The organism is Modestobacter sp. VKM Ac-2984, assembly GCF_026967985.1.
In the GTDB taxonomy this organism is placed as follows: Bacteria; Actinomycetota; Actinomycetes; order Mycobacteriales; family Geodermatophilaceae; genus Modestobacter.
Map to the genome: position 1 here is coordinate 93,721 of NZ_JAPVBJ010000004.1, position 12,458 is coordinate 106,178.

The following is a 12,458-nucleotide window of genomic DNA, read 5'->3' on the forward strand; positions in this document are numbered from 1 at the left end:
GCAGAGCTGCCCCGTGGCCGTACGGATCCCCGCGCGGCAGCGAGGTCGGTCCGGAGGACCGCGACGCGCACGGTTAGGGTCGTCGACGTGACAGCAGCTGGGCCCGACCTGACCCTGCGGCACCCGGTGGAGCGGTTCACGCTCGACAACGGGCTGCGGGTGGTGCTCGCGCCGGACCGGAGTGTCCCCGTCGTCGCCGTGAGCGTCTTCTACGACGTCGGCATGCGCTCCGAGCCCCCGGGCCGCACCGGGTTCGCGCACCTCTTCGAGCACATGATGTTCCAGGGGTCGGCGAACGTGCCGAAGATGGAGCACGCCCGTCTCGTCCAGGCCGCCGGCGGCACCTTCAACGGGTCGACCCACCAGGACTACACGAACTACTTCCAGGCCCTGCCCGCCGAGGCGCTGGAGCGGGCGATCTTCCTGGAGGCCGACCGGATGGCGGCCCCGGCGATCACCGAGGAGAACCTCCGCAACCAGATCGACGTGGTGAAGGAGGAGATCCGGGTCAACGTGCTGAACCGGCCCTACGGCGCCTTCCCGTGGCTGCAGCTGCCGGGGATCGCGTTCGAGAGCTTCGCCAACACGCACGACGGCTACGGCTCCTTCGTCGACCTCGAGTCCTCCACCGTCGAGGACGCGACCGACTTCTTCTCCCGGTACTACGCCCCCTCCAACGCGGTGCTGTGCATCGGCGGTGACCTGGACCCGGCCGAGACCGAGGTGCTGGTGCGCCGCTGGTTCGACGCGGTGCCCGCCCGTCCGGCCCCGCCGGCACCGGCCGTCGGCGAGCCCTCGCCCACCACGGCCCGCCGCGGTGTGGTCGAGGACCGGTTGGCGCCGGCGCCGGCCGTGGCGATCGGCTGGCGGGTGCCCGACCCGGTCGGCGACCTGGACACCTACCTGGGCACCGTGCTGCTGGCCGAGCTGCTCAGCGAGGGCGACGCCTCCCGCCTGGAGCGCCGACTGCTGCACACGGACCGGCTGGCGGTGGCGCAGAGCAGCTACCTCGGCCTGTTCGGTGACCCGTTCGACGTCCGCGACGCCACGCTCTTGGTCAGCCAGGTGCACCACCCGGCCGACGTCCCGGTCGATCGGGTGCTCGCGGCGGTGCACGAGGAGGTCGAGAAGGTCGCCACCGACGGTGTCCCCGTCGAGGAGCTGGCCCGGGTGACCGCACGCACCGAGGCGCAGCTGCTCCAGCAGGCGGACTCCGTGCTCGGCCGCACCCTCGGCTTCGCCTCCGCCGAGCTCATCCACGGCCGGGCCGAGCTGGCCGGCGAGCTCGCCGCCCGGCTGGCCTCGGTCACCCCCGACCAGGTGCAGGCAGCGGCCCGCGGGCTCTCGCCGGACACCGCCGCCGTCCTGGAACTGCGCGCGACCGGAGGGGCAGCCCGATGAGTGCACCCGTGCTGGACTTCTCGTTGATCCCGCCGCTGGGCGAGCCGCGGCCCGCCGTGGCGCCGGAGGTGCACCAGACCACGCTGCCCAACGGGCTGCGGCTGGTCGTCGTCCCGCGGCCGGGCGTGCCGCTGGTCGAGCTGCGCCTGCGCGTCCCCTTCGCCGCCTCCGCGCCCCGGGCGGCGGCCACCCACGCGGCCCGGACCGCCCTGCTGGCCAGCGCCGTGCTGCTGGGCACCGCCCGGCACGACCAGCTGGAGATCGCCCAGCTGCTACAGGCGCACGGCGCCGAGCTGTCGGTCTCCGCGGACGCCGACCGGCTGCTGTTCTCCACCACGATGCTCCCCGACGGGCTCGACGCCGTCCTGGGTGTGCTGGCCGAGCTGCTCGGCGCGCCGACCTACCCGGCGGGCCTGGTCGACGCCGAGCGGGCCCGGGTGGGGGAGCGCATCCTCATCGCCCGGTCCCAGCCCGGCGTCATCGCCCGCTCGGCCCTGGCCGCCCGGCGGTTCGGTGCCCACCCGTACGCCCAGCAGCTGCCCGAGGCCGAACTGGTCGCCGCGGTCACCCCGGCGGCCCTGCGCAAGCTGCACCGGGAGCGGGTCCTGCCCGCCGGCAGCACGCTCGTGCTGGTCGGTGACGTCGACCCGGCGGCCGCGGTCGACGTCGTCGGCACCGCGTTGGCCGGCTGGGTCGCCGAGGGCAGGGCGGTCGCTGCTGCGCCGGTGCCCACGCTCGTCCCCGGCCCGCTGGAGCTGGTGCACCGGCCCGATGCGGTGCAGTCCAACGTGCGGCTGGGCGGCCCGGCGCCGGGCCGCACCGACCCGCAGCTGCCTGCGCTCCGGCTGGCGAGCATGGTGTTCGGTGGCTACTTCTCCTCCCGGCTGGTGGAGAACATCCGCGAGCGCCGGGGCTACACGTACAGCCCGCGCAGCTCGGTCGAGCACCTGATGGCCGGTTCGTCGTTCACCGTCGAGGCCGACGTCGCCACCGGCGTCACCGGCCCCGCCCTGCTCGAGACCGTGTACGAGCTGGGCCGGATGGCGCTGACGCCGGTCACCGAGGCCGAGCTCGACTCCGCCCGCCGGTACCTGCTCGGCACCCTGGCCCTCGGGACGGCGACGCACGCCGGGCTGGCCAGCACGCTGTCGGCCCTGTTCGGCGCCGGGCTGCCCGCCGAGTGGCTCGCCGAGCACCAGCAGGCGCTGGCCGCGGTGACCCTCGAGGAGGTCGCCGAGGCGTCCCGGCGGTGGCTGTCGCCGGCCGGGCTCACCGCGGTCGTCGTCGGGGACGCCGAGGAGGTCGCCGACCAGCTGCGCGTGCTCGGCCCGATCGAGGTCACCGCCCCGGCCGTCGAGCCGGTGCCCGAGTCGCTCGCGTGAGCGTCCCGCCCGGCGGCAGCACCCAGGCGGACAACCCCCCGCCGCCGGCCCGCGGCGACTGGCCGGAGGACCGGCACGCCGGGGCCGTCACCGACGTCCCCCTGCTCTCCCGCACCGCGCACGACCGCGGCCACCTGGCCCGCGCACTGACCGACCCGGCGCAGGGCCGGCCGGTCCGCCTGCTGCGCGTCGACGAGCGACGCACGGTGCCGGTGCACGAGGGGCCCGACGGTCCCGAGCTGGTCTACGAGGAGCAGTCGACCTGGCCCGAGGGCGCCATCTACCTGGGTGAGGCCGAGGGCACCGCCTACGGCGCGCTCCGCGTCGCCCGCTCGCTGAGCGTGGCCGGCCGACCGGTCGACTCCTGGTCCGGCCTGCGCGACGTCGGGGGTGCCCTCGGCGACCTGGACGCGGGTCTGCTGGTCCAGGCGGTCGGCATCATCGAGTGGCACGAGCGCAACCGGTTCTCCCCGATCACGGGTGCGGCGACCACGATCGAGCGGGCCGGCTGGGTGCAGCGCGACCCGGACAGCGGCCGGGAGATCTTCCCGCGGACCGACCCGGCGGTGATCATGCTGGTCCACGACGGGGGCGACTGCTGCGTGCTGGGCCGTCAGGCGGTCTGGCCCCCCGGTCGGTTCTCGATCCTGGCCGGCTTCGTCGAGCCCGGCGAGTCCGCCGAGTCCGCGGTGGTCCGCGAGGTCGCCGAGGAGGTCGGCATCGCCGTCACCGACGTCCGGTACGTCTCCAGCCAGCCGTGGCCGTTCCCGCAGTCGCTGATGCTCGGCTTCGTCGCCCGCGCGACGAGCGAGGAGCTGCGCATCGACCACGACGAGATCGAGGAGGCCCGGTGGTTCAGCCGGGAGGAGCTGCGCTCGGGCACCGGCCCGCAGGCGCTGCCGCCGACGGTCTCGATCGCCCGGCACATCATCGACCGCTGGGTGGCCGGCGAGTTCAGCTGAGCGACCAGCGGCCCTGCAGGACGAGGGCCGGCCGGTCGGCGTGGTCGGCGAGGACCACCGCGTCGGCCAGCGCCGCCGGGTCCACCTCCTCGTCGTAGCGGTCGAAGGCCGGCAGCTCCCAGACCCGGTCGGCGGGTGCTCGCCGCCGCCGGGCGGCCGGGCTGATCCGCAGGTGGACGACGACGTCGAACGCCAGCCCCAGCCCCTGCAACAGCGAACCGGGGACGAGCAGCACCCCGCCGGCCGGGGCCGGGCGGTACTCCGCTCGCGCCGCCCGGTCCCGCTCGAGGTCCCACAACGCGGGCAGGTGCTCCCCGGTGCCATGAGGTCCGCACCGGTCCAGCACCTCACGGGCCAGCGCGCCGGCGTCCAGCCAGTCGCTGTACCGGGCGTCGGGGTCGGAGCGGCCGTGCTCCAGCCGCAGCGAGGCGGGTCGGTAGAAACCCTCCGCCGGGACGACGACCGCCGGCCGGCTCAGCGTGGGCAATCGGTCGGCCACGGCGTCGGCGAGGGCTCGTGGACCGGTTGCCCCGGGTGCACCGGGCAGTTCCGGTCCGTCGACGGCGACCCGGAGGGAGGCGGCCCCGGGTTCGGGTGGCAGCTGCGACAGCAGCTCGGCGAGCCGAGCGGCCAGCGCATCCGGGGAGAGCGGGAGTGGAGCGGTCAGCTGGGGGCCCCGGGGACGACGTCGCGGGTCGGGAGCGCGTCGAGCACCTCCGCGGCGAGTTCGGCGGCGGGCCGACCCTGGGACCTGGCCTGCCGGCGCAGCTCCTCGAACGCCGCGCGGGGGCTGGTGCCGTGCCGCTCGGCCAGGACGCCGAGGGCCCGCTCGATGGAGACGCGAGCGGCCAGCGCGTGCTCGAGCTGGGAGACGGTCCGGCGCAGGACGGCGATCTCCTCGGCGCGCGGGTCCTCGCCCGCGGCCGCACGGGTCTCCACCGGGGCGGACGGACCGGCCGTGCGGGCCGCCCGACGCGCCTGCCGGTCGGGCTCGGGCGTGGTGCCCAGCTCACCGGCCACCAGGTCGGCCAGCGTCATCGCCTCGACGAGTGCCAGCCCGTCGACCCGCTCGCCCCAGCCCGCGCCCGAGTCGCCGACGGAGCCCTCCAGCACGTCGCCGAGGGTGTGCTGGGCGCTGAGCACCGACCAGCCGCGCCTCGTGCGCACCACGACGGCCGCCGGGCCGCCGGAGGGGCCCACCAGGACGTCGGTCGGCAGCGCGACCGACACCGGCCAGCTCCCGGGCAGGGGTGTTCCGGTCATCGGCTTCATCACGGCCTCCCTCGGTGCCGGGGCCCCGTCGGCGGGAGACGAGCCGCAGCTCCCGGGGGGACGATCATCGCTCCCCGGGGGCCACGGACCAGAGATCACGCGCCGGGGAGCTGCGCGAGCTGGGCCTTCACCTGGTCGATGCTGGGGTTGGTGAGCGCCGATCCGTCGGCGAACACCAGCGTCGGGACGGTGCGGTTGCCCCCGTTGGCCTGCATGACCAGGTCGGCGGCGCTCTCGTCGACCTCGATGTTGACCTCGGCGTAGTCGATCCCGTCGCGGTCCATCAGCTTCTTCAGGCGCATGCAGTAGCCACACCAGTTCGTGGTGTACATCGTGACCGCGGCCGTCGGAGTGCTCATCGGGTGGATCCTCCCTCGTGTGTCCCCCGGGAGGCCACCCGGGGAGGGTGGCCCCGTACCCGGGGTCTGCCGCTGGCGGAACGCACCGGGCCGGGGGAACCTTCCCCCAAGCCACCGGACGCGGCTGGGAGGATCGGGTCGTGGCGATGCAGCGGGTCGACGGCGAGCGGGTGCAGCAGGGCGTCGCCGAGGGGCCGACCGGGCCGGAGGCCGTGCTGGCGGGCCTGGACGAGCAGCAGCGGGCAGCGGCCGAGGCCGTGCGCGGGCCGGTGTGCATCCTCGCCGGCGCCGGGACGGGCAAGACCCGCACCATCACCCACCGGATCGCCTACGGCGTGCACCTGGGCGAGTACGTCCCGGAGCAGGTGCTCGCGGTGACCTTCACCGCCCGCGCGGCCGGCGAGCTGCGGGGTCGGCTGTCGGCGCTGGGCGTCGGCGGGGTCCAGGCGCGCACCTTCCACGCCGCGGCGATGCGCCAGCTGCGGTACTTCGCCCCGCGCGTGCTCGGTGGGCCGATGCCCGAGCTGATCGAGAACAAGCTGCGCGTCGTCGCCGGGGCGGCGACCCGGGCCCGGCTGACCACCGACCGGACGAGCCTGCGGGACCTGGCCAGTGAGATCGAGTGGGCCAAGACGACGCTGGCCACCCCGGAGGACTACCCGGCGCGCGCCGCGGCCGCCGCCCGTGACCTTCCCTTCGACGCCGCCGCCATCGCCGAGGTCTACCGGCAGTACGAGTCGGCCAAGCAGCGCGACGGAGCCCTGGACTTCGAGGACCTGCTGCTCGTCACCGCCTACGCGATCGAGGAGCACCGCGACGTCGCCCGCGAGGTGCGGGCCCAGTACCGGCACTTCGTCGTCGACGAGTACCAGGACGTGAACCCGCTGCAGCAGCGGCTGCTGGACGCCTGGCTGGGCGGCCGGGCCGAGGTCTGCGTCGTCGGCGACCCGAACCAGACGATCTACTCCTTCACCGGCGCCGACCCCGAGTACCTGCTGGGCTTCCCCGACCGCTACGGCGACGCCGAGGTGGTCAAGCTCGAGCGCGACTACCGCTCGACCCCGCAGGTGGTCGGGCTGGCGAACAAGCTGATCGGCCAGGCTGCGCCACGCAAGGGCCTGCCCGGGCTGCGGCTGCTGGGCCAGCGGGCCGAGGGGCCGGCTCCCCGGTTCGTCGAGCACCCCGACGAGCCCGCCGAGGCCGCAGCGGTGGCACGGGCCTGCCGTGAGCTCGTCGACGGTGGGCTGCCGGCCAGCGAGATCGCGGTGCTCTTCCGGATCAACGCCCAGTCGCAGGTGTACGAGTCCGCACTGGCCGACCTCGGGGTGCCCTACGTGCTCAAGGGCGGCGAGCGGTTCTTCGAGCGGCCGGAGATCCGTGAGGCGGTGCTGCTGCTGCGCGGGGCCGCGGCCGGCGGCAACGACCCCGGCGCGCTGGTGCCCGCCGTCCGCGACGTGCTGGCCTCCACCGGCTGGGTGGAGCACCGGCCACCTCCCGGTGGCACCGCACGAGACCGCTGGCAGTCCCTGGCTGCGCTGGTCGACCTCGCCGTCGACCTGGTGGCGGAGCAGCCCACGCTGGACCTGGCCGGCTTCGTGGCGCACCTCGCCGAGCGGGCCAACGCCCAGCACGCCCCCACGGTGCAGGGGGTGACGCTGGCCTCGATGCACGCGGCCAAGGGCCTGGAGTGGGACGCCGTGTTCGTCGTCGGGCTGGTCGACGGCGTCCTGCCGATCGCCCAGTCGCAGTCCCGTCCCGAGGCGGTCGAGGAGGAGCGCCGGCTGCTGTACGTGGCGGTCACCCGGGCCCGCGAGCAGCTCACGCTGTCCTGGTCGCTGGCCCGCAACCCCGGAGGCCGCCGTTCCCGGCCGCGCAGCCGGTTCCTCGACGGCCTGACGCCGGACGCGGCTGCCGCCCCCCGCCGCCCGGCCACGCGGCCGAAGGTGGTCCTCGAGGGCGAGGCGGGGGCGCTGTTCGACAGGTTGCGGGCGTGGCGCAGCACCACCGCCGGGGCGGCGTCGGTGCCGGCCTACGTCGTCTTCACCGACGCCACCCTCCAGGCCATCGCCGAGACGCGTCCCACCACGGTGCGCGAGCTGTCGACGCTGCCCGGTGTGGGAGCTCGCAAGCTCGATCTCTACGGCACCGAGGTCATCGCGACCGTCCAGGGTCTACGCGACCCTGACCAGGGCGAACACACGTCCTGAGGGATCTCGGTTAATTCGTTTGACCCGTCTCCGGCAGCTCCCCTAGCCTTCGTGCCACCACCTGGGAGTGACCCAGGACGCACCACCGCACCATCCCGCAGCAGACCGCAGGGAGACCGGCCGACAGGCCGGGCTCCGACCCCGGAAGGAGGGGCCCCGTGAACAGCACCGACATCACCACCGCCGGCGTGCGCACCGTGACCTCGCCGGCCGTCGGCCTGCGCTGCTCCGTCCCGGCGGAGTGGGTCGTCTCGATGGCGACCGCCGCCGCTCCGCAGCACGGCACCGGTCTGCCCTTCGCCGGGTCGGCCACTGCCGTCCGCCTCCGCGGCCTGACCGCCGCCGCCGGCACGACCGGCCTGTCCACGAACGGCGCACGTCTCGGCACCGATGCCCTGTCGTCCGTCCAGACCCCGTCCGTCCAGACCACCGCCCTGAAGGGGTACGCCGTCATCGGCGCCCCTGCTCGGCACACCAGCAGCACCCCGGGTGACCTGCCCCCGGAAGACCCACTGGGCTAGCACAGCCCAGCAGGTCCTCCTCGAGGCCGCGGAACCCGGACACCGGGTACCGCGGCCTTCGTCTTGCTCCAGCGTCTCGACGAGCCTCCGCGGACCCCGACCACCGGTCGGCGAGTCCCCGTCGACCGGCCACGCAGACGAAGGTAGGAGGAACGGCCGTGCCGATCACGATCGACCCCGCGACGTCCCATCGCCGACCCGGGCTCGACCGCACGCACGTGTCCACCCAGCGGCCGGTCCGGGAGGGCACCCGTCGGGGGCTGCCCTGCCGGGTGCAGGACCCCGACCTGTGGTTCGCCGAGAGCCCGGCGCAGCTCGAGCAGGCCAAGAGCCTGTGCGGCGAGTGCCCGATCCGGGCCACCTGCCTGGCCGGGGCGCTCGACCGCGCCGAGCCCTGGGGGGTCTGGGGCGGGGAGATCTTCGACCACGGGGTCGTCATCGCCCGCAAGCGTCCCCGTGGCCGCCCGCCCAAGGTCCGGACCGGGGCCGCGGCATGAGGCCACCGCACCCGCGCACCTGGCTCGCGCCGGTCCGGCGCCCCCACCGGGGGCGACCGGTCACCCGATGCACCTCCACTCCATGCACCTCCACCCGGCCACCGCGCAGCGGTGCCGTCTCACCCTGAGGGACCACGATGCACTCGTTCGACCAGGACCAGACCAGATCGCACATGACCCGGCGGATGGCCGAGGCGGAGGAGTCCGCCCGGGCCCGCCGGCTGATCACCGCCCGGCGCTGGGCGCGCAAGGCCGAACGGGCCTCTCAGCGGGCCGCTCGCGCCAGCTCCGCCGTCTGGTGACGGTGCAGGTGGCGGGAGGACCGCAGCGGCTGCACCGTGCGGCGGGAGCCGCTGTCCGTTCCGGCCGCGGGGTCTCGGGCTCCCGGTCGGAACGGACCGCACGGTCCCTCCCGCGCCGGGACGGCACCGGGCACCGGTGTCGTCCGTGCGGACGGCGGGTCAGCCGGCGAAGCCGGGCAGCCACTCCTCGCAGACCCCGCGGTAGGGAGCCTCCGCGTCGAGCTGGCACAGCACCCCGATCGACCCCATCGTCACCCGGTGGATCAGCAGGTAGGCCGGTGGCAGGTTGAGCTGGCGGCCCAGCCGGCTGGCGTCGCTGCGCGGGTCACCGATCCGGTTCGCCTGCTCCTGCATCCACGCCCGGTTGAACTGGAACGAGGGGGCCGACAGCGGAGCGAGGAAGGGCAACAGGAAGCTCAGCACTCCCTGGGCGTCGACCTCGATGGACTCGCGGATGAAGCCCTCGGCGCGGAGGTCGGCCAGCACGTCCTCGGCGCGGCCCTCCAGGGCCCAGCGGACCAGCCGGCCGATGGGCTCGGGATGGCCGCCGGGCAGCCGGGCCGTGGCACCGAAGTCGATGACCCCGAGCCGCCCGTCGGGCACCAGTCGGTAGTTGCCCGGGTGCGGGTCGGCGTGCAGCAGCCCGGCTCGTTGCGGACCGGAGAAGTGCAGCACCGTCATCAGCAGCCCGGCCCGGTTGCGCTGCTCCCGGGTGCCGTCGGCGATGACCCGGGACAGCGGGATGCCCTCGAGCCACTCGGAGACGATGACCTTCGGTGCGCTGGCCACCACCCGGGGGACGACGATCTGGTCGTCGTCGGCGTACGCGGCGGCGAACGCCCGCTGCGCGTCGGCCTCCAGTCCGTAGTCCAGCTCCTCCTCCGCGCGCAGCTTCAGCTCGGCGATGAGCGGCTTGACCTCCATGCCCGGGAAGAGCACCGCGAACATGCGGGCGAACCGGGCGAGCTGGTTGAGGTCGGCCATCAGCGCGGTGCCGGCACCGGGGTACTGGATCTTCACCGCGACGTCCCGGCCGTCCCGCCACGTCGCCCGGTGCACCTGCCCGATGCTGGCCGCCGCCGCGGGGGTGTCGTCGAAGTCGCGGAACCGCTCGCGCCAGCTCCCGCCCAGCTGCTGAGCGAGCACGGCGTGCACGGTGCGCACCGGCATCGGCGGAGCCGCCTCCTGCAGCTTGACCAGCGCCTCGCGGTAGGGCCCGGCCATCTCCTCGGGCACCGCGGCCTCGAAGATCGACAGCTGCTGCCCCAGCTTCATGGCACCGCCCTTGAGCTGGCCCAGCACGGCGAACAGCTGCTCGGCCGTCTGCTGCTGCAGCTCCGCGCTGACCTCCTCGGACGAGACCCCGGAGAGTCGCTTGCCGATGCCCAGGGTGGCGCGCCCGGCGGCGCCGAGCGGCAGGGAGGCGAGCCGTGCCGTTCGGGACACCGCCCCCCGCGGGATGTCCCGTCCGGTGTCACTCACCACACCAGTGTCCCCTCTACGGCGGTGGCGCGCCTCGACCGGCCCCGCGACAGGCACATCCCGGGTGCGGCGGCCAGCGACGGAGGCGGGGGACGAGGTCGGGTGGGCGCAGCTCCAGGGCCGCCCCCACGGTCACCGGGTCGTCGCCGCCGTCCAGGTGGGCCAGCACCTGCACGGCGGCGGTCAGGGCGGTGAGCAGGCAGGTGACGGTCGCGCCGCTGGCGGCCGGCTCGACGGCGGCGAGCTGGGCGGCCAGCCGGGGCCACGCCGGGTCGTCGTCCCGCCGCCAGGCGTCGGCGCAGCGCAGGCACCCGTCGGCGCCGCCGGGCAGGACGAGCGGGCCGACGACGCCGGTCTCCTCGCGCACCGTGGCCACCAGGTGCGGGGTGCTCGCCTGGTGCAGGGCCGCCGACAGGGGATCGGCGGCCGCCCAGGGCCGGCACAGGACCACCAGGTCCGGCGGACGGTCCGGCGGGAGCGGGCGGAGGTCGGTCAGTGGACTGGCCCGCCGGACGGCGTCGGCCGCAGCCAGCGCCCGGGGGCGCCCCTCGTCGGCCGCCGTCACCCCGCCGACGACGGCGTCCCCGGCGCGGGTGGCGCCCCGGTCCCGGACGTGCACCCACCCCACCCCGCTGGCGGCCAGCACCGCGGCGAGCGGGACGCCCACCCGGGTGGCGCCGTCGACGACGACCGCGCTCTGCCGGCGAGCGCGCCATCGCCCGCCCGTGCCCGCCCGGGGCACCGCCGCGGGCAGTTCCAGCCCGGCCCGGGCGACCGCGGCCGGGCCCGGGTCGGCGGCCAGCAGGTCGGCGGCGGCCAGGTCGTGCAGCAGGCCGGTGCCGCGCAGCCCGGCCAGGAGGTCGTCCACCACGCCGCCGGGCACGCCCTCGGCCACCCACTCGGCGCGCACCGCACGCTCGCTGCGGCGGCCGTCCAGCCTGCGCAGCCGGGCGGCGACCTCGTCCCCGGCCGGGTGGACGCGCAGCCCGTCGCGCCCGTCGACACCGCCGATCTGGAGCAGGTCCGGGTCGAGCCGGAGCAGCGGCGTCGCAGCGGGCAGCAGCGGGTGCGGGCTCTCGGTCATCGCAGGGAGGGTGCCAGTGCGACGGCCCCGCCCGCAGTCGTCGTCCACAGGTCGGGGAGAGCGGCCGCCGGCGTCCTCCCACAACCTGTGGACGGTGCTGTGGACGCGATGTTGACCACCAGGCGTGTCGCTGTGCACGACCCGGGGGAGCGGGCGGGGACGATGCCCGACGAGGTCGTCGCCCGGCGCGCTCACCTGCAGGAACGCACGGTCGAGCCTGTGGAGGGAGCGGGCCCCGTCCATCGATCGGGGGACAGCCGCCCGCCCCGTGTCCACTGTCCGTGTGCACCTGTCCACGACCGGGTGTCCTCACCCGGGAGGTGCGCCGTCCGGCCCGATACGGTGCGTGCGTGGAGAAGCGACCCGACCGCCGCGCGCCGGCTGCGTCGACGGCGGTCCCCGCCGTCCGCACGGCGCCCCGTCCGGTGCCGGAGGTGGAGGTCCGCCGCAGCGCCCGACGCCGCCGGACGGTCACGGCCTACCGGGAGAACGGGCGCACCGTGGTGCTCATCCCGGCGGCCTTCAGCGCTGCCGAGGAGCGGCGCTGGGTCGATCAGATGGTCGCCAAGCTGCAGACCCGCGAGGAGCGGCGTCGCCGCACCCTCGGCTCCGACGACGACCTCATGACGCGGGCGATGGAACTGTCCCGGGCACACCTGGACGGGCGGGCCGTGCCGGCCAGCGTCCGCTGGGTGGACAACCAGAACCGGCGCTGGGGGTCGTGCACCCCGGCCGACCGCACGATCCGGCTGTCGAGCCGGCTGCGGGGCATGCCGGAGTTCGTCGTCGACTACGTGCTGGTCCACGAGTTGGCGCACCTGCTGGAGGCCAGCCACGACCAGCGCTTCTGGGCCCTGGTGCACGCCTACCCGCGCGCCGAGCGCGCGTTGGGCTTCCTCGAGGGCGTCGAACACGGCTCCGCCGGCGACCAGCCAGCCGGCGACGACGAGCTGGAGCCCGGCGCCGTCGACTGAGGGACGGCCCCGCTG

General features: G+C 75.5%; 13 protein-coding genes. 8 read left to right on the plus strand and 5 right to left on the minus strand.

What is annotated here, in order from left to right:
- Positions 1–87: 87 nt before the first annotated feature.
- From O2W16_RS10215 to nudC, 3 genes are read left to right on the plus strand one after another with little or no spacing between them, the layout of a single operon-like run.
- Entirely contained in the window at positions 88–1,401 is a 1,314-nt protein-coding gene (locus O2W16_RS10215) for a M16 family metallopeptidase (RefSeq protein WP_269158720.1), read from the plus strand.
- The gene (locus O2W16_RS10220; protein ID WP_269158721.1) at positions 1,398–2,783 is read left to right on the plus strand and encodes a M16 family metallopeptidase; all 1,386 of its coding nucleotides are present in this window, start codon (positions 1,398–1,400) and stop codon (positions 2,781–2,783) included. Before O2W16_RS10215 ends, O2W16_RS10220 begins: the two co-directional genes overlap by 4 nt.
- Positions 2,780–3,745 (plus strand): NAD(+) diphosphatase, encoded by a 966-nt coding sequence (nudC, locus tag O2W16_RS10225; RefSeq protein ID WP_269158722.1) that lies wholly within the window; start codon positions 2,780–2,782, stop codon positions 3,743–3,745. The genes O2W16_RS10220 and nudC overlap by 4 nt, the downstream gene beginning before the upstream one ends.
- Here the strand turns inward: nudC and O2W16_RS10230 are convergent.
- The 3 genes from O2W16_RS10230 to O2W16_RS10240 form a co-directional block, all read right to left on the minus strand.
- Positions 3,738–4,244 carry a uridine kinase gene (locus O2W16_RS10230; RefSeq protein WP_269158723.1) on the minus strand — a complete coding sequence of 169 codons (507 nt, stop codon included), beginning with the start codon at positions 4,242–4,244 and terminating at the stop codon, positions 3,738–3,740. The genes nudC and O2W16_RS10230 overlap by 8 nt on opposite strands.
- Before the next feature lie 164 nt (positions 4,245–4,408).
- Positions 4,409–5,017 (minus strand): ANTAR domain-containing protein, encoded by a 609-nt coding sequence (locus tag O2W16_RS10235; RefSeq protein WP_269158724.1) that lies wholly within the window; start codon positions 5,015–5,017, stop codon positions 4,409–4,411.
- Positions 5,018–5,112: 95 nt separating this feature from the next.
- Positions 5,113–5,376 carry a mycoredoxin gene (locus O2W16_RS10240; protein WP_269158725.1) on the minus strand — a complete coding sequence of 88 codons (264 nt, stop codon included), beginning with the start codon at positions 5,374–5,376 and terminating at the stop codon, positions 5,113–5,115.
- 146 nt (positions 5,377–5,522) lie between these two features.
- On the opposite strand from O2W16_RS10240, the gene O2W16_RS10245 reads away from it, so the two are divergent.
- From O2W16_RS10245 to O2W16_RS10260, 4 genes are all read left to right on the plus strand, one after another.
- Positions 5,523–7,583, plus strand: coding sequence for an ATP-dependent DNA helicase UvrD2 (locus O2W16_RS10245; RefSeq protein ID WP_269158978.1), 2,061 nt, complete (start codon positions 5,523–5,525; stop codon positions 7,581–7,583).
- Positions 7,584–7,741: 158 nt separating this feature from the next.
- Complete coding sequence (locus O2W16_RS10250; protein ID WP_269158726.1) at positions 7,742–8,104, plus strand: hypothetical protein; 363 nt, start codon at positions 7,742–7,744, stop codon at positions 8,102–8,104.
- Positions 8,105–8,262: 158 nt separating this feature from the next.
- Complete coding sequence (locus O2W16_RS10255) at positions 8,263–8,601, plus strand: WhiB family transcriptional regulator (RefSeq protein WP_269158727.1); 339 nt, start codon at positions 8,263–8,265, stop codon at positions 8,599–8,601.
- Between the two features lie 137 nt (positions 8,602–8,738).
- Positions 8,739–8,903, plus strand: coding sequence for a hypothetical protein (locus tag O2W16_RS10260; protein ID WP_269158728.1), 165 nt, complete (start codon positions 8,739–8,741; stop codon positions 8,901–8,903).
- 159 nt (positions 8,904–9,062) lie between these two features.
- Here O2W16_RS10260 and O2W16_RS10265 read toward each other — a convergent pair whose 3' ends face one another.
- Together O2W16_RS10265 and O2W16_RS10270 are read right to left on the minus strand one after the other, a co-directional pair.
- The gene (locus O2W16_RS10265; protein ID WP_269158729.1) at positions 9,063–10,385 is read right to left on the minus strand and encodes an ABC1 kinase family protein; all 1,323 of its coding nucleotides are present in this window, start codon (positions 10,383–10,385) and stop codon (positions 9,063–9,065) included.
- A 16-nt stretch (positions 10,386–10,401) separates the two neighbouring features.
- A complete protein-coding gene (locus O2W16_RS10270; protein ID WP_269158730.1) occupies positions 10,402–11,469 on the minus strand; it encodes a ThiF family adenylyltransferase in 1,068 nt (355 codons plus the stop codon).
- Between the two features lie 350 nt (positions 11,470–11,819).
- Here O2W16_RS10270 and O2W16_RS10275 point away from each other — a divergent pair, with 350 nt between their 5' ends.
- On the plus strand, positions 11,820–12,443 hold the full coding sequence (locus O2W16_RS10275; RefSeq protein ID WP_269158731.1) for a M48 metallopeptidase family protein: 624 nt from the start codon (positions 11,820–11,822) through the stop codon (positions 12,441–12,443).
- The last annotated feature ends 15 nt before the right edge of the window (positions 12,444–12,458 follow it).

Coding starts and splice junctions, on each gene's coding strand:
- O2W16_RS10220 (WP_269158721.1), top strand. CDS start 1,398: ATGAGTGCACCCGTGCTGGACTTCTCGTTGATCCCGCCGCTGGGCGAG.
- O2W16_RS10235 (WP_269158724.1), bottom strand. CDS start 5,017: ATGAAGCCGATGACCGGAACACCCCTGCCCGGGAGCTGGCCGGTGTCG.
- O2W16_RS10240 (WP_269158725.1), bottom strand. CDS start 5,376: ATGAGCACTCCGACGGCCGCGGTCACGATGTACACCACGAACTGGTGT.
- O2W16_RS10245 (WP_269158978.1), top strand. CDS start 5,523: ATGCAGCGGGTCGACGGCGAGCGGGTGCAGCAGGGCGTCGCCGAGGGG.
- O2W16_RS10260 (WP_269158728.1), top strand. CDS start 8,739: ATGCACTCGTTCGACCAGGACCAGACCAGATCGCACATGACCCGGCGG.
- O2W16_RS10270 (WP_269158730.1), bottom strand. CDS start 11,469: ATGACCGAGAGCCCGCACCCGCTGCTGCCCGCTGCGACGCCGCTGCTC.